Below are 15309 nucleotides of genomic sequence, written 5' to 3'. Positions count from 1 at the left end.
ACACGCCGCGTCAAATTGCTGTCGGGCCTTCCCCGTCGCCCGTACGGTGTGAATCGTGAGCAGTAGCGGCCTTATCTACGCCGTCATCGTAGGGGCCTGGGCCGCCTATCTGGTGCCCATGTGGCTTCGCAGGCAGGACGAACTCAACGAGGCGCGCCCGACGGAACGCTTCAGCACCGCCATCCGCCTGCTGGCCGGGCGTTCGGCGCTGGAGCGGCGGGCGGCCCGGTCCCTGGGCGACGAATCGCGTGACGACGAGCAGAGCAGCGACGGCCCTCCCGCACGGGACGAGGCCGTCTCCGGCGACCCCGCGGACCGGGAGCCCGAGCCCCCGGCGGAGCGGCCCGAGCGCCCCGGGCGGCCGGCCCCGGTCCCCGCGCCGCCGGGCGGGGCGGAGCGCCGGGCGCGCCTGCTGGCCCGCCGGCGCCGGATGGTCACCGCCCTCTTCCTGGCCTTCGCGCTCGGCGCGGTGGTCGCGGCGGTGGCCGGACTGGCCTTCCTGTGGGTGCCGGCCGTCCCGGCGGTCCTCCTGACCCTCTACATCGGTCACCTGCGCAAGCTGGAGCGCCAGCGCTACGAGGTGAAGCTCGACCGGGTCCGGGCCGCGCAGGCCGCCGAGCGGCTGCGCAAGCGCGAGCAGCAGCGCGCCGAGGCCCGGGCGGCCGACGAGGTGCAGACCGCGGTCGTCGCCCCGCCGGAGCCGTCGGCCCCGGCCGAGCCGCGGGTCGCCCGCCGTCCGCACCTGCGGCTGGCCCCGGGGCCCGAGGAGGCCCGGGGTGCGGCGTCGTCGGCCTCGGCGCTCGTGGAGGCGACGGAGCACGACGAGTGGGTCGACGGCATGCGCGAGCGCGGCGCGGCCGGCCCGGACTCCTGGGAGCCGGTGCCCGTCCCGCTGCCGACGTACGTGACGGCGCCGGTCGCCCCGCGGGTCTCCCGCGGCCTGGACCTGACGGCCCCGGGGACGTGGACCGCCGGGCGTCCGACGGAGTCGCGCAACACCCCGCTCTTCGACCAGTACGCCGAGCCGCCGGCCCCCGAGACCCGCCCGCGCGCCGCCAACGAGTGAGCGGCCGCGGGCCCCGGCCGGCAGCGGGATCGGGGGGTGGTCACGGACCCCCTCCGAAAGGTGCTAAAGTTTCTTCTCGTTGGGGCTGTGGCGCAGTCCGGTAGCGCACCTCGTTCGCATCGAGGGGGTCAGGGGTTCGAATCCCCTCAGCTCCACCCAACAAGGGCCCCGCCCGGTCGACAAGACCGGGCGGGGTTCCTGCTTTGTGGCGGCGTTCGCGTCAACTGCCCGCGGGGGCGGGTGTCCTGGCGGTCGGTCCGGTCCCGCCGCCGGCCTGTGAAGAAGGTCACACGACGCCGCTCCCGCCGGTTCCGGAGCCACGGTCGGCCCTCAGGGGGGTCGGTTATGGTGGGTTGGCCCAGACGGCGACGAGGGAACGATCTGGTCTATCTCAACGGGGTGCCATCGCGGTGCGCGAGTTCGGTCTGACACGGTGGGCACGACGGACGGACGCGGAGGACCGCGGCACCACTCCAGCCCCCGGAGGACCGGCTCCGAGCGTGGTCGTCGCGGGCTGCCTCGCGGCGCTCTCCCTGGCGGCGTACGTCGTCGTGCGCCACTTCCACGGCCAGACGATGGTCGACATGCTCGTCTACCGGGCCGAGGGCGCGGCCGTCGTGCACGGCCAGGACCTGTACGCGATGCGGCTGCCCGGCTGGGACCTGCCCGCCACGTACCCGCCGTTCGCCGCGATGCTGTTCGTGCCGAGCACCTGGTTCGACGTGAGCACGCTGCGCGTCCTGGTGCAGCTGCTCAACCTCGGCCTGCTGGCGCTCGCCGCCCACCTCTCCTTCCGCCTGGTCGGCCGGCCGGCCGCGCGGCACCGCACCGCCGCCGTGCTCCTCGCGACCGGGTTCGGCGTCTGGCTGGAGCCGGTCTTCACCACGTTCCAGTACGGGCAGGTCAACCTCGGCATCCTGTGCCTGGTCCTGTGGGACCTGACCCGCCCGGACCGCAGCCGCGCCAAGGGCGTGGGCATCGGCCTGGCCACCGCCATCAAGATCACCCCCGGCCTGTTCGCGGTCTACCTGCTGCTGACCGGCCGGATCAGGGCCGCGCTGGTCTCCGGGGGCACCTTCCTGGCGGCCGGACTGGTCGGCTGGCTCGTGCTGCCCGACGCGACCTTCGGGTTCTGGACGAAGTACCTGTGGGACCCGAGCCGGGTCGGGGTCACCGTCATCGCCGACAACCAGTCGCTGCGCGGCGCCGTCTGCCGACTGCTCAGCAGCAACGAGCCCGGCCTCGCCGGACTGGCCGCGTGCGCGGCCGTCGGCATCCTCGGCCTCGGCGTGGCCGTCCTGGCCGGGCGCTCGCGCTCGCTGCGGCGCGCCGACGCGTGGGGCGCCCTGTGCACCGCGTTCACGGCGCTCCTGGTGTCGCCGATCAGCTGGACCCACCACTGGGTGTGGTGCATCCCGCTGCTCGCCCTGCTGGCCGTGGAGGCCAGGACCACCGGGCGCAAGGTCCTGCTCGGGGTGGCGCTGGCGGTGTTCCTCTCGCACGCGATGTGGACCGTGCCGCACCGCTGGGGGCTCGGCGTCGCCTGGTACTGGCAGCTGCCGTCCTCGGTCTACGCGCCGTTCGGCATGGCCCTGCTGGTCGTCGTGGCGCTGCGGCTGTACCGCCTGCGCGGCGGCCCGGGCGAGCTCGGAGCCGAGGCCGACGAGGTGCTCCGCCGCGCCGAGCTCGGCGCGGACGCGGCCCTGACGAAGCAGGCGTGACCATGGCCGTCGACACCCGCTCCGCGACACCCGCCCCCGCCCGGCTGCCCGGCGCCGCCGTGCGCTCGGTGCTGGCCGGCAGCCCGGCCCGGCGCACCGTGCTGCTCGGCGTCCTGTGCTTCGCCGTCATGTGCGCCATCGGGCTGCAGGGCTGGACCTCGGTCGCGCTCGGCGGCTTCGACCTCGGGATCTTCGACCAGGGCATCCGCGGCTACGCCCACTTCGGGCTGCCCGTCTCGACGCTGAAGAGCTACCACCACGAGTTCCCGCCGGGCTTCTCGCTCCTCGGCGACCACTTCTCGCCGGTCCTCGCGCTGCTCGCGCCGCTGTACTGGATCTGGGACGACCCGCGCTCGCTGATCCTCGGGCAGGCCCTGCTCTTCGCGTCCGGCGTGCCGCTGATCCGGCGGATCGCCGTCCACGCCTTCGCGTACACCGCCCCGGCCACCGCCCGGCGCGCCGCCGACCTGGCGGGCCTCGTCTACGCCCTCGGGTGGCCGCTGCTGGTCGCCTCCCGGGTGGGCTTCCACGAGGTGGCCTTCGCCGTGCCGCTGACCCTGCTGATGCTGGAACGCGGCCTGGCCCGCAAGTACTGGACGGTGGCCCTGGCCGCCGTCCTGCTGTGCTGCACCAAGGAAGACCTCGGCCTGATGGTGGCCGCGTACGGACTGGTCCTGCTGCTGCGCCTGCGCGGCTCCGGGGACCGCGCCGGCCGGTACACCGGCATCGGGCTGCTGGTGAGCGGACCGCTCGCCTCGGCCGTCGCGATCAAGTGGCTGATCCCGGCGATGGGCGGCGAGCCGGGCTACTACTGGAACTACGGCTCGATCGGCAGCGACGCCGGGGACGCCCTGCACAACCTGCTGGGCAACCCGTTCCTGCTGGTCCAGGCCGCCTTCGACCAGCCGCTCAAGCCGCTGCTGCTGCTCTGGCTCTTCGGCACGATGTTCCTGCTGCCGCTGCGCTCGGCGACCGTCCTGTGCGCGGTGCCGCTGCTGGCCGAGCGGATCCTCTCCAGCAACCCCAACCACTGGTCGATCGCCCGCCACTACGACTCCATGCTGTGGCCGATCCTGCTCACCGCGGCCGTCGAGGTGACCGGCCGGCTGATGGCCGAGGAGCGCACGGCACGCCGCGGCCGCCTCCTGGGCCTGGCCGCGGCGGGCTGCGCGCTGGTCGCCGCCGTGCCGCTCGGGCTCGCGCAGCTGGCCGTGCCGTCCTCCTGGCAGCCCAAGACGAGCGAGGCGGCGCTCGTCCGGGCGGCCGCGCTCGTCCCCGACGGCGCGTCGGTGGAGGCGGACAACCAGATCGCGCCGCGGCTCACCGCCCGGGCGGACGTGGTGCTGGTGGACGGCACCCCGCGCGGGCGCGAGTACGTGCTCACGCGGTCGGACAAGCGCTCGTTCCCGTTCGAGACGGACAAGCAGCAGGCCGAGCGGATCCAGCTGCTGCTGGCCCACGGGTACCGGCAGGTCTGGGCCGAGGACGGCGTGGTGCTGCTGCACCGGGAGGGCACCGAGCCGATCCCGGGCGAGCACGTGCCGGGCGGGGACAGCAAGCCCGTCCAGGACAAGGTGCCGTCGGACGTGGGGCACAACCTCTTCCGGGGCTGACTTCCGGGACCTCTTCCGGGGCTGACACTCAGGCCCGGACGACCACGACCGGGCACCCCGCGTGGTGGAGGCAGTACAGGGAGACGGTGCCGAGCAGGGCCCCCGGCGGGGCGCGGCGGCCCCGGCTGCCGACGACCAGGGCGGCGGCCCCCTCGGCGGCGGCCACCAGGGTGGGGCCGGGCGCTCCGGCGGCGAGGTGGCGGCGGACGGCGAGCCCTTCGGGGCAGGCGGCCAGCGTCTCGTCGAGGATCTCGGCGGCGCGGCGCTCGGGCCCGAAGCCGTCCAGGGCGGGCGGGACGAACCCGTGCTCGCCGTACAGGCAGGGGAAGTCCCAGACGGTCACGGCCTCCAGCGGGGCGCCGCTCAGGTCGGCCAGGCGGGCCGCCCAGCGGACGGCGGCGCGGGAGGCCGGGGAGCCGTCCACGCCGACCACGATCCTGCCGTCGAGCTGCCGGGCCATGCATCGAGCGTAGGGCCCGTCGTCGGACTCCCGCCTGCCGTGCGGGCGGAAGCCCGACGACGGGCCCTGAGACGCCCGAGGGCCGGCCGGAACTCCGTCCCGGCCGGCCCTCGGGCGCGCAAGCGCGTCAGGGGCGCTGGGTGTCCGTGTACGCGCCGTGCTGGTGGGCGCCGGCCTGGGCCGGCACCGAGCCGTAGCGGCCCGGGCGGCGACCGCGCGGGTGGCGGGTCAGGTGGAAGCCGAGGACGCCCGCGACGGCGGCCAGGGCGCCGCCGCCGATCGTCCAGTACCAGCGGCTGTTCCAGCCGGAGAACCAGCCGGTGTACCAGTGGTCCGCCGCCTTCACCGGGGCCGCCGCCTTGGCGGTGCTCGCGCCGCCGCCGGCCGGCGGGACGAGCGGCGCCTTGAGCTCGCCCCCCTCGGGCTGGGCGTTGTCGGCGTCGCCCTTGGCAGCGGTGTGCAGCTGGACGGAGGCGGCGAGGCCGAGGTCCTGCTGCGCGACGTCGGTGGCCGCGAGCTTCACGTAGTACGTGCCGGGCAGCGGGTCGCCGGACCACGGCTCGGCCCAGGTGCGGACCTCGCGCAGGGTGCAGCTCAGGGCGAGCGAGGCGGTGTTCTCGTCGCCCGTGGCGTTCTGGGTGCCGGCGGTGCAGGCCTGGCGGCGGCGCAGCCCGTCGAAGACCTCGACGGCCCAGGTCTGCGGGCCGTGTCCGTGCCGGTCGGCGGCGGGGGCCAGGTTGACGGTCACGGAGACCGTCGGGGTCTGGCCCTCGGCGGCCCCGAACGCCCAGTACAGGTAGTCGCCGGTGGAGGCGGCGACGTTGGCGTCCTGGCCGGGGGAGAGGTTGACGGCGGTCAGGAAGGAGGTGCCGGCCTTGGTCGCCGGGGCCGCGGTGCCGCTCGCGCTCGGCGCGGGGGTCGGCGAGGCGGCGGAGGCCGCCGGGGCGGCCAGCGCGAGGGCGGGCAGCAGGGCGGAGGCGGCGAGCAGGCCGCGAAGAGTCCTACGCATGGTCAGTTCTCCCGCCAGACGGCGATCCGCCAGCGGGCGATCCAGCCGGCCACCAGGCCGGTCAGCAGGCCGGCGCCGGTGAGGGTGAGCAGCAGGATCCAGCCGCGGCCGAGGCCCATCGCCGCGCCCTCGGGGGCGGGGGAGGCGGAGGCCAGGTCGACGGTCAGCTCCAGCGGCAGGCCGGGGTCGGCCTGGACGCCGGCCTGGGGGGCCAGCGAGTTGCTGACGACCAGGCAGACGGTTGTCGGCGGCTGCTCGCTCGGCGACGCCTTGGGCTTGGCGATGACGTAGCCCTTGGAGTCGTTCGTGGACCAGCGCAGGCCGGTGGAGATCACGTCGTTGCGGCCGTTGTCCGCGTCGGTGCCGCGGACCAGCTCCTGACCGGTCGCGCTGGTGGCCTGGAGCAGGACGCCGTAGTCCCGGGCGACGGCCCGGTCCAGGGAGACGCTGACCGAGGCGCGCAGCTCCTGGCCGGACTTGACCGGGACCTTGTAGACGCGGTGCTCGGAGAACTTCTCGCGGTCGCTGTAGACGCCGGGGGCGAGGACGGGGGCGTTCTCGCACTTGTCGGTGCCGGCGGTCTTGACCGGGTTGACGGTGTAGGTGTCGTCGCTGCGGTCGATCAGCTGCTTCACCTTGTTGGTGAGCTGGTCCTGGCTGCGGACGTCGGTGTAGGTGCCGCCGGTCGCGTTGGCGATGCAGAGCAGCTGCTGGCGGGTCTTGTCGTCGTGGGCGAGGCCGAGGGTGTCGACGACCAGGTGGATGCCCTGGGCGGCGAGTTCGCGGGCCACGTCGCACGGGTCCGGCGGGGCGCAGTCGTCCTCGCCGTCGGTGATCAGGACGATCCGGCGGGTCGCGTCGCCCTTGCCGAGGTCCTGGGCGGCGCCGCGCAGCGCCAGGCCGATCGGGGTCCAGCCGGTGGGGCGCAGGGTGGCGACCGCGGTCTTGGCCTCGACCTTGTTGGTCTTGCCGACCGGGAACAGCTGCTTGGTGTCCTGGCAGCCGACGGTCTTGTCGTTGCCGGGGTAGGTCGCGCCGAGCGTGCGGATGCCGAAGTCGGTCTCCGCGGGCAGGGCGTCGATCACCTCGTTGAGGGACTGCTGGGCCACCGAGATGCGGCTCTTGCCCTGGATGTCGGCGGTGTTCATGGAGCCGCTGACATCGAGGATGAGGTCGACCCTGGGGGCCTCCTGGGGAGCCGGGGCGGAGCCGCCCGATGGTTCGTCGGCGTGGGCGGGCAGGCCGAGGAGCAGCGAGGCACCCGTTATCGCCGCGGCGGCGAGCAGGCTGCCCAGCCTGGTCGTTGGTCGTCGTCGTCCGGTAATCACGCGGCCGATCCTAGGGATCATCAGTTCGCCATGGCCAAACGAGTCCGCAGCGTGGCGGTGGTGCACCCCCGGGCGAACTCCCGCGCGCGGGCGGGGTTTCGCGGGCGCCGGGCTCACACGGCGCTTATGCGCGGTGGTTAGCCTTCCGTGCGGACCGGTCGAGCGGGTCCGGACCGGCCGGGCGGGCGGCGAAGGGGGCGCGGTGGAGCTGACGGGCGTCGGGAAGCGGTACGGGCGGGGCGGGCGGTGGGTCCTGCGCGGGGTCGACCTGGCCGTCCGGCCGGGGGAGTTGGTGCGGATCGCGGGGGCGAACGGGACGGGCAAGTCGACGCTGCTCAGGCTCGTCGCGGGGATCGAGCGGCCGAGCGCGGGGCGGGTGGTGCGGCCGGGGACGGCGGCGTACGTGCCGGAACGGTTCCCGCCGGCGCTGCCGTTCGACGCGGCCTCGTACCTGCTGCGGGTCGGCCGGGTGCACGGGCTGACGGACGCGGAGGCGCGGCGCGGGGCGGCGGAGTGGCTGGACCGGTTCGGCATCGCGGACCGAGCGGGCACGCCGCTGAGCCGGCTGTCGAAGGGCACCTGCCAGAAGGTCGCGGTCGCGCAGGCGCTGCTGCCCGGGGCGCGGGTGCTGCTCCTGGACGAGGCCTGGACCGGGCTCGACCCGGCGGCCCGGACGGTGCTGGACGAGGCCGCGGCCGAGCGGGCGGCGGGCGGCGGCGCGGTGCTGTTCGTCGACCACGACCCGGCGCGGCTGGCCGGACTGACCACGGCCGCCTACCGGGTCGGCTCGGACGGCGGGCTGCGGCCCGCGGAGGAGCGGGCCGTGCGGGCGGACGGCCCGTCGGTGCGGGTGGAGGTGGACGTGGACGTCCTGGACGGTGATCCGCTGCCCGCCCGGCTGCCGGGCGCCCCGGAGCTCACCGCGCTGGAGGGGACGGCGGTGCGGCTCACGGTGGCGGCGGCGCACTCGGACGCGCTGCTGCGCCGCCTGCTGACCGGCCGTCCGGCCGTGAGCGTGCTGGCCGTCCGGCGGCGGGAGGGGGAGCGGTGAGGCAGGTCGGGGCGCTGGCCCGGTACCACCTGGAGCTGCTGCTGCGCGGGCACGGATGGCTGCCGCCGTTCCTCGCGTACGCGCTGCTGCTGGTGCTGGGCGTGACGGCGGGTGATCCGTTGCTGGGCGGGCTGGGCTACGGCGCGGGCGTGCTGCTGCCGGTCAGCGCGTGGTACGTCCGCAGTGCGCTGAACGCCGAGCCGCCGGCCTCGCGGGCGTGTCTGGTGGCGGCGGCGGGTCCGGCCCGGGTCCAGCTGGGCGGGCTGCTGGCGGCGCTGACGGTCGGTCTGATGCTGGCGGTGGCCGAGGTGGCCGGGCTCTGGTGGGTGAGCGGGCCGGTCGCCAACCCGAAGGCGGACCAGCCGCCGGTCGGGGTGTCGCTGCTGGCCGGGCTGCTGGCCTCGGTGGTCTCCGTGCTGCTGGGGGTGCTGGTGGGGGCGCTGTGCAACCGGCCGGTGCTCGCGCGGGCGCAGTACGGCATCCCGCTGGCGCCGGCGCTCGCGACGGCGGTGCTGGTGGCGCCCGGCTCGCCGGCGAACGCGGCGGTGAGCGGCCTGGTCGCCGCCGACCGGACCGGGCGGGTCGGCCCGCCGTGGCTCGAACTGCTGGCGGCCGCGGGGCTGCTGGTGGCGGCCGCGGCGGGTTCGGCGGCGCTGGCGGGGCGGCGGCCGGAGTGAGCCGGCGGGCGCGGACCCCGATGATCCGGACAATTGCTGACACACCGTGAAGAAGAGCCGATAAATATGGATAGTGCTCGTTAGGGTGACGAATCGGGGCGCGGGCGCTTCCGCTCCCCGGTACGTCCGACGCGCGGGAAGGACCCGCGGTGAGCACCCCCAGGACGGTCCGTGGCGACACCCTCCGCCGTGACCACCACCGCCGCCCGGCCGGCCCGGCCGGTGCCGACCCGGCGCACCACCGAGCTCGTGCTGGTGCTGGCCGCGGTGCTGATCGCCGTGTTCGGCTACGTCGAGGTCGGCGTCGACCTGGACGGCACGGTGCCCGCCGACACCGCCGGGTACGGCGCCGCGCTCGGCGTGCTCGCCCTGCTGGCGCACGCCGTCGTCCGGTGGCGGGCCCGGTACGCGGACCCGCTGCTGCTGCCGATCGCGGTGCTGCTCAACGGGATCGGGCTGGTGGTGATCTACCGGCTCGACCGGGCGACCTCCGGCCCGGGCGCGGCCTCCACGCAGCTGCTGTGGTCCGCCCTCGGGGTGGGGCTGTTCGGCGCGGTGGTGCTGCTGGTGCCCGACCACCGGCGGCTCCGGCGCTACGCCCACGTGGGCGCGCTCGCGGCACTCGTCCTCCTGGTGCTGCCGATCTTCTTCCCGCCGGTGTACGGGTCCCGGATCTGGATCGTCGTCGGGCCGCTCTCCTTCCAGCCGGGGGAGTTCGCCAAGGTCCTCCTGGCGGTCTTCTTCGCCGCCTACCTGGCCGTGCACCGGGACGCCCTCGCGCTCACCGGGCGGCGGGTCTGGCGCTGGCAGCTGCCGCGCGGGCGGGTGCTCGGGCCGGTGCTGCTGATCTGGGCCGCGTTCGTCGGGGTCCTGGTGCTGGAGACCGACCTCGGGACCTCGCTGCTGTACTTCGGGCTGTTCGTCGTGATGCTCTACGTCGCCACCGCGCGCACCGGCTGGATCGCGATCGGGCTGGGCCTCGCGGCGGCCGGCGCGGTGACGGTGGGATTCCTGGAGGCCCACGTGCGCAGCCGGGTGGCGGACTGGCTGGACCCGCTCGGCTCGATCGCGGCGGGCAAGGGGGCCAACCAGATCGCCCAGTCGCTGTTCGCCTTCGCGTGGGGCGGGGAGCTCGGGACGGGCCTCGGCAACGGGCACTCGGTGCTGATCGGCTTCGCGGCCAAGTCCGACTTCATCCTCGCGACGATCGGCGAGGAGCTCGGCCTGACCGGGCTGGTCGCGGTGTTCCTGCTGTACGCGCTGCTGGTCTCGCGCGGGTTCCGGACGGGCATCGCGCTGCGCGACCCGTTCGGGCGGCTGCTGGCGATCGGGCTGGCGGCGATCGTCGGCCTGCAGGTGTTCGTGGTGGCGGGCGGGGTGCTCGCGCTGATCCCGCTGACGGGGATGACGCTGCCGTTCGTCGCCCAGGGCGGCTCGTCGGTGGTCACCAACTGGATCATCGTGGCGCTGCTGGTCCGCATGAGCGACATCGCGCGCCGGCCTGCTCCGGGGGAGGCCTGATGGCGCGCTTCGGGCCGGCCCGGGGGAACGGGCCGCAGGGGCTCCCAGGGATCTCCGTGACCGGCCGCCGTGCCGGCACGTTCTGCCTGCTGCTGATCGCCGCGCTGTGCGTCCAGGCCACCCGGGTGCAGGTCTTCGAGGCGAAGGACCTCGACCACAACAGCGCCAACCAGCGGCTCACCGTCGAGCGGTACGGGCAGCCGCGGGGGAACATCCTGGTCGGCGCGGACACCGTCACCGGCTCGGCGCCCACCGGCGGCCGGTACGCGTACAAGCGCACCTACACCGACGGCCCGACGTACGCAGCCGTCACCGGCTTCGCCTCGCAGGCGTACGGCGACACGCAGCTGGAGGGGACCGAGGACGACCTGCTGACCGGGACGGACAGCCGCCTCGCCGGCTGGGCGGTCTGGGACGCGGTCGCGCGCCGGCAGAACCCCGGCGGGGACGTCTACACCACCCTCGACCGGGCGGCCCAGGAGGCGGCGATGCGCGGGCTGGGCGCGCAGACGGGCGCGGTCGCCGCGATCGAGCCCGCCACCGGGCGGATCCTGGCGCTGGCCAGCACGCCCACCTACGACCCCGGGAGCTTCGCCGGGTCCACGTCGGCCGACCAGACGGCGTGGAACCGGCTGCAGGCCGACAGCGGCCAGCCGATGCTCAACCGGGCGCTGCGCCAGACCTACCCGCCCGGCTCGGCCTTCAAGGTGGTGACGGCCGCCGCCGCGCTCGCCAGCGGGGTGGTCACCGACATCAACGCGCCCACCGGCGCGCCCTTCCCGTACGTCCTGCCGGGGACGACCACGCCGCTGGTCAACGACACCAGGGCCTGCGACCAGCCCGGGCAGTCGCTGGACACCGCGATGACCTACAGCTGCAACAGCGTCCTCGGCTACCTCGGCGTGCGCACCGGCCTGGACGCGATGGCCGCGATGGCGGCGAACTTCGGCTTCAACGACGCCAGGCTCGACATGCCGGTGCGGCCGTCGCGCTCGAACTTCGACACGAAGATGAACGACTCGCAGCTCGCGCTCTCCTCTATCGGGCAGTTCGACACGGCCGCGACCCCGCTGGTGATGGCGATGGTCGCGGCCGGGGTCGCCAACAACGGGACGGTGATGCGTCCACAGCTTGTGGACAAGCTGACGAAGAGCGACGGGACGGCGGTCCAGCTGATGAAGCCGGCCGTCTACAAGCGGGCGATGGAGCCGGGGGTGGCCGCGCAGGTGCAGCGGCTCATGACGGACGTCGTGGACAACGGCACCGGCGCCAACGCCCGGATCCCGGGCGCGGTGGTCGGCGGGAAGACGGGCACCGCCCAGCACGGCGTGGACAACAGCGGGACGCCGTACGCGTGGTTCGTCTCGTGGGCCAGGCCAGCCGGATCGGACAAGGTGCCGCCGGTGGCCGTCGCCGTGGTCATCGCGGACAGTGACGCCACGGACGTGACCGGTGGCGGGCTCGCGGCGCCGATCGCCCGCTCGGTGATGCAGGCCGTCCTCGGACGGTGACCGGGGCGATACCCCTGAGCTGCGGCTTTACCTCGCCCGAGGGAGATTCGCCGTTTACGAAGCGTCCGGTTTGTCCTTGTCCATTCGACAGTTCGTATAATGCGCAAGCCCGGACTGTTCGTTTGCGACACTGGTGCATTCGCGCGGTACTGTCCCATCTTTGTTCGGTTGGTCCCCGATGACACCCCGTATCGCACTTGGTGACCGACCGCTAGGACACCCTCCCTCGCCTAGAAAGACCGCGGTTTTGGCCAGCAACTCCCTTGGTGCGCGTCTGCTGCGACGCAAGCCCGTGTCGACACTGATCGCCGAGAGCGAGGGCCGGGACAGCCTCCCGGCCGGCGCACCGGAGGAGGGCGGACGCTCCGGCATCCACCTCCGCCGCTCCATCGGACTCTGGCAGCTGTCCTCGATCGGCATCGGCGCCACCATCGGTACCGGCATCTTCTTCGTGCTCAACACCGCGGTGCCGTCCGCCGGACCGGCCGTCATCCTGTCCTTCGTCATCGCCGCCGTCACGGCGGGCCTCACGGCGCTGTGCTATGCCGAGATGGCTTCCGCGATCCCGGTCTCCGGCTCGTCCTACTCCTACGCCTACGCGACCCTCGGCGAGGGCGTCGCCTTCGGCGTCGGCATCTGCCTGCTGATGGAGTACGGCGTGTCCGCCTCCGCGATCGCGGTGAGCTGGGCCGAGTACCTCGACAAGTTCCTCGACCTGGCCTTCGGGGTCAAGATCCCCGAGCAACTGGCGGGCGCGCCGGACAGCACCCACTGGTTCAACCTGCCGGCGCTGCTGCTGGTCGCCATGGTCTGCTTCCTGCTGATCCGCGGCGTCAGCGAGTCGGTGAAGGTCAACGCGGCGATGGTCGCGATCAAGATCCTCATCCTGGTGCTGTTCGTCGGCGTCGCGCTCACCGGCTTCCACTCCGGCAACCTGACCCCGTTCATGCCGCTCGGCATCGGCGGCGTGCAGGTCGCGGCCTCCAGCATCTTCTTCTCGTTCATCGGCCTGGACGCCGTGTCCACCGCCGGCGAGGAGGTCAAGAACCCCCGCCGCACCCTGCCGCTGGCGATCATCATCTCGCTGGTCGTGGTGACCCTGCTCTACATCCTGGTCGCGCTGGCCGGCATCGGCGCCCAGCCGTGGCAGAAGTTCGACGGCCAGGAGGCCGGGCTCGCCCAGATCCTCCAGGACATCACCGGCCAGAGCTGGCCCGCGATGGTCTTCGCGGTCGGCGCGATCCTCTCGATCTTCAGCATCACCCTCGTGGTGATCTACGGCCAGACCCGCATCCTGTACTCCATGGGCCGCGACGGCATGCTGCCCAAGCGCTTCGCCGAGCTCTCGCCGCGCACCGGCACCCCGGTCTGGAACACGATCGTGGTCGGCGTCGGCGTGGGCGCGCTCGCCGCGTTCGTCCCGCTCAACATCCTGGCCGACATCACCAGCCTCGGGACGCTCATCGCCTTCTCGGTCGTCTCGGTGGGCGTCATCGTCCTGCGCCGCACCCAGCCCGACCTGCCGCGCGGCTTCAAGGTGCCCGGCTACCCGGTCGTGCCGCTGCTCAGCGTCGGCTTCTGCGGCTACCTGATCACCGGCCTGCACGCCGACACCTTCCGGGCCGGGGCGATCGCCCTCGCCGTCGCCGTGGTCGTCTACTTCGGTTACAGCATCAAGAACTCGAAGCTGGAGCGCGGAGCGGAGCAGCAGAGCGCCCCGGTGGACAGCCACTCCGGCTGATCCGTCTCACGCTCCGGATCCGGCGGTGGTCACCGCCCGTTGCTATGGATACGAAGGGTCGCCAGGTGGCAAGACGCCTGGCGACTCTTCGCGCGTAGACCGCGACTCTCCGTCGATCCCGGTGGCGACAGCGCGGGCCCCCCACCCATAACCTTCCACCATGGTGAGCACCCGCACGCCCGGCTTCTCCCGCCCGCGCGGCCGCTTCACCGGCCGTTCCAGAACGCCGGCCCCCCAACCGGTCGGACCGCCCTCCCGGCCCGACCGCCCCCTGCGCGGCCTGGTCTCCAGGGCCGTCCCCCGCCAGCGCCGCGAGAACACGTTTCCGCCCACGGCCGCGCGGACCGACCCCGCCCGGCTCGCCTCCCTGCGCAGCGTCCAGCTGCTCGGCTGCGCCGTCGCGGCCGGCTGGGCGGCCGCCTTCCCGCTCGTCTCCGACCTGCCCAACCAGCGCGTCTGGGGCATCATCGCGGCCCCCGCCTACCTCCTGGCCGGGCTGCTCTGCCTGATCCTGCCGCGCCGGTTCGCGGCGCGTTCCGCCGCGGCGGTCGCCCTCCTCGGGGCCGTCGTCGTGCCGCTGGCGCTCCTCGCCGTCCAGGGCCGCCACCAGTCCGAGGTGATGGTGGTCGAGCGCTCGGCCCACCTGCTGCTCACCACCGGCAGCGCCTACCTGCAGCACCCCGTCGTGGTCACCGACTACAACCCGTACCTGCCGGCCATGTCCCTCTTCGGGATGCCCCGCCAACTGCTCGGCAGCGGCGACGCCTTCACCCGGGTCGCCGGGGACGCCCGGATCTGGTTCGCGCTCACCTTCTTCGCCTGCCTGCTGGCCAGCTGGCGCCTGCTGCGGCCCTCCCGGGACCGCGCCCCGCTGCTGCCGCTCGCGGTGCTCACCGCCTCGCCGCTGATAGCGCTCGCCCTCGTCGTCGGCGGTGTCGACCTGCCGCTGATCGGCGTCTGCTGCCTGGCCATGGCACTCGCCGAGCGCGACCGCACCGTCGCCGCGGGGCTCGTCCTCGCCCTCGCCTGCACCCTCAAGTGGACGGCCTGGCCCGCGCTGCCCGTCGCCGTCCTGCTGCTGTGGCGGCTCTACGGGCGGCGCCCGGCGGCCCGGACCGGGCTGATCGCGGTCGGCACGAGCCTGGCCGTGCTCCTGCCGTCCGTGCTGACCAGGGCGGCCGAGCTGCGTGAGCAGGTGGTGCTCTTCCCGCTCGGGATGACCGCGATCCGCACCCCGGCTGGCAGCCCGCTGCCCGGCAAGGTGCTGGCTGGCTTCGGACCGACCGGGCACACCGTCTCGCTGACGCTGATGACCCTCGGCGGCGTCGCGGTGGCCATCTGGCTGCTGGCCCGGCCGCCGGTGACCGCGACCGGCGCCGCCGACCTGCTGGCCGCGGGGCTCGCGATCGCCTTCATGCTGGCCCCGGCCGGGCGCTTCGGGTACCTCGCGCTGCCGGCCGTCCTGGTGATCTGGCCCCGGCTCGCCGCGCGGCGGTGGAGCAACCGGCCGGCCGCCGTGGTGCGGCGGCGCCCGGAACAGCCGGACCGCCCGGAACGGCCGGAGCCCGCTCTGCCGAGAGGCTGAGCGGGCTCCTGGGGGTGCCGGTGCGT

At 74.3% G+C, this 15309-nt stretch carries 12 protein-coding genes and 1 tRNA gene; 10 read left to right on the top strand and 3 right to left on the bottom strand.

The annotated features are described in order from the left end of the window. The first annotated feature begins 55 nt into the window (after positions 1 to 55). The 4 genes from ACFVU9_RS21360 (at position 56) to ACFVU9_RS21345 (ending at position 4400) form a co-directional block, all read left to right on the top strand. Positions 56 to 1066 (top strand): hypothetical protein, encoded by a 1011-nt coding sequence (locus tag ACFVU9_RS21360; protein ID WP_387595419.1) that lies wholly within the window; start codon positions 56 to 58, stop codon positions 1064 to 1066. 81 nt (positions 1067 to 1147) lie between these two features. Further along, positions 1148 to 1221 (top strand) — tRNA-Ala (locus ACFVU9_RS21355). Positions 1222 to 1566: 345 nt separating this feature from the next. After that, on the top strand, positions 1567 to 2787 hold the full coding sequence (locus ACFVU9_RS21350) for a glycosyltransferase 87 family protein (protein ID WP_387595416.1): 1221 nt from the start codon (positions 1567 to 1569) through the stop codon (positions 2785 to 2787). Between the two features lie 2 nt (positions 2788 to 2789). Beyond that, positions 2790 to 4400, top strand: a complete 1611-nt coding sequence (locus ACFVU9_RS21345) for a DUF2079 domain-containing protein (RefSeq protein WP_387595413.1) — start codon at positions 2790 to 2792, stop codon at positions 4398 to 4400. A 28-nt stretch (positions 4401 to 4428) separates the two neighbouring features. Here ACFVU9_RS21345 and ACFVU9_RS21340 read toward each other — a convergent pair whose 3' ends face one another. The 3 genes from ACFVU9_RS21340 to ACFVU9_RS21330 all read right to left on the bottom strand — a co-directional run bounded on the left by ACFVU9_RS21340 (position 4429) and on the right by ACFVU9_RS21330 (position 7194). Then, on the bottom strand, positions 4429 to 4860 hold the full coding sequence (locus tag ACFVU9_RS21340) for a universal stress protein (protein WP_387595410.1): 432 nt from the start codon (positions 4858 to 4860) through the stop codon (positions 4429 to 4431). A gap of 127 nt (positions 4861 to 4987) precedes the next feature. Then, on the bottom strand, positions 4988 to 5869 hold the full coding sequence (locus ACFVU9_RS21335) for a peptidase (RefSeq protein ID WP_387595407.1): 882 nt from the start codon (positions 5867 to 5869) through the stop codon (positions 4988 to 4990). Positions 5870 to 5871: 2 nt separating this feature from the next. Beyond that, positions 5872 to 7194, bottom strand: coding sequence for a VWA domain-containing protein (locus ACFVU9_RS21330; RefSeq protein ID WP_380497903.1), 1323 nt, complete (start codon positions 7192 to 7194; stop codon positions 5872 to 5874). Positions 7195 to 7399: 205 nt separating this feature from the next. On the opposite strand from ACFVU9_RS21330, the gene ACFVU9_RS21325 reads away from it, so the two are divergent. The 6 genes from ACFVU9_RS21325 (at position 7400) to ACFVU9_RS21300 (ending at position 15283) form a co-directional block, all read left to right on the top strand. Then, a complete protein-coding gene (locus ACFVU9_RS21325; RefSeq protein ID WP_387595404.1) occupies positions 7400 to 8248 on the top strand; it encodes an ATP-binding cassette domain-containing protein in 849 nt (282 codons plus the stop codon). Beyond that, positions 8245 to 8925, top strand: a complete 681-nt coding sequence (locus tag ACFVU9_RS21320; protein WP_387595401.1) for an ABC transporter — start codon at positions 8245 to 8247, stop codon at positions 8923 to 8925. Before ACFVU9_RS21325 ends, ACFVU9_RS21320 begins: the two co-directional genes overlap by 4 nt. Before the next feature lie 171 nt (positions 8926 to 9096). Continuing rightward, positions 9097 to 10446 (top strand): FtsW/RodA/SpoVE family cell cycle protein, encoded by a 1350-nt coding sequence (locus ACFVU9_RS21315; protein WP_387595398.1) that lies wholly within the window; start codon positions 9097 to 9099, stop codon positions 10444 to 10446. Next, on the top strand, positions 10446 to 11957 hold the full coding sequence (locus ACFVU9_RS21310) for a penicillin-binding transpeptidase domain-containing protein (protein WP_387595395.1): 1512 nt from the start codon (positions 10446 to 10448) through the stop codon (positions 11955 to 11957). The genes ACFVU9_RS21315 and ACFVU9_RS21310 overlap by 1 nt, the downstream gene beginning before the upstream one ends. Positions 11958 to 12135: 178 nt before the next feature. Beyond that, positions 12136 to 13698 carry an amino acid permease gene (locus tag ACFVU9_RS21305; protein ID WP_380444241.1) on the top strand — a complete coding sequence of 521 codons (1563 nt, stop codon included), beginning with the start codon at positions 12136 to 12138 and terminating at the stop codon, positions 13696 to 13698. A gap of 160 nt (positions 13699 to 13858) precedes the next feature. Beyond that, positions 13859 to 15283 (top strand): glycosyltransferase 87 family protein, encoded by a 1425-nt coding sequence (locus ACFVU9_RS21300; RefSeq protein ID WP_380444243.1) that lies wholly within the window; start codon positions 13859 to 13861, stop codon positions 15281 to 15283. The last annotated feature ends 26 nt before the right edge of the window (positions 15284 to 15309 follow it).

This window comes from Kitasatospora sp. NPDC057936, assembly GCF_042887525.1.
In the GTDB taxonomy this organism is placed as follows: domain Bacteria; phylum Actinomycetota; class Actinomycetes; order Streptomycetales; family Streptomycetaceae; genus Kitasatospora.
The sequence above is the reverse complement of the archived record's forward strand: the minus strand, read 5'-3'. Positions and strand labels throughout refer to the sequence as shown.

Excerpts from the sequence above, each read along its gene's own strand:
- ACFVU9_RS21345 (WP_387595413.1), top strand. The coding sequence starts at position 2,790 with ATGGCCGTCGACACCCGCTCCGCGACACCCGCCCCCGCCCGGCTGCCC.
- ACFVU9_RS21340 (WP_387595410.1), bottom strand. The coding sequence starts at position 4,860 with ATGGCCCGGCAGCTCGACGGCAGGATCGTGGTCGGCGTGGACGGCTCC.
- ACFVU9_RS21335 (WP_387595407.1), bottom strand. The coding sequence starts at position 5,869 with ATGCGTAGGACTCTTCGCGGCCTGCTCGCCGCCTCCGCCCTGCTGCCC.
- ACFVU9_RS21310 (WP_387595395.1), top strand. The coding sequence starts at position 10,446 with ATGGCGCGCTTCGGGCCGGCCCGGGGGAACGGGCCGCAGGGGCTCCCA.
- ACFVU9_RS21305 (WP_380444241.1), top strand. The coding sequence starts at position 12,136 with ATGACACCCCGTATCGCACTTGGTGACCGACCGCTAGGACACCCTCCC.
- ACFVU9_RS21300 (WP_380444243.1), top strand. The coding sequence starts at position 13,859 with ATGGTGAGCACCCGCACGCCCGGCTTCTCCCGCCCGCGCGGCCGCTTC.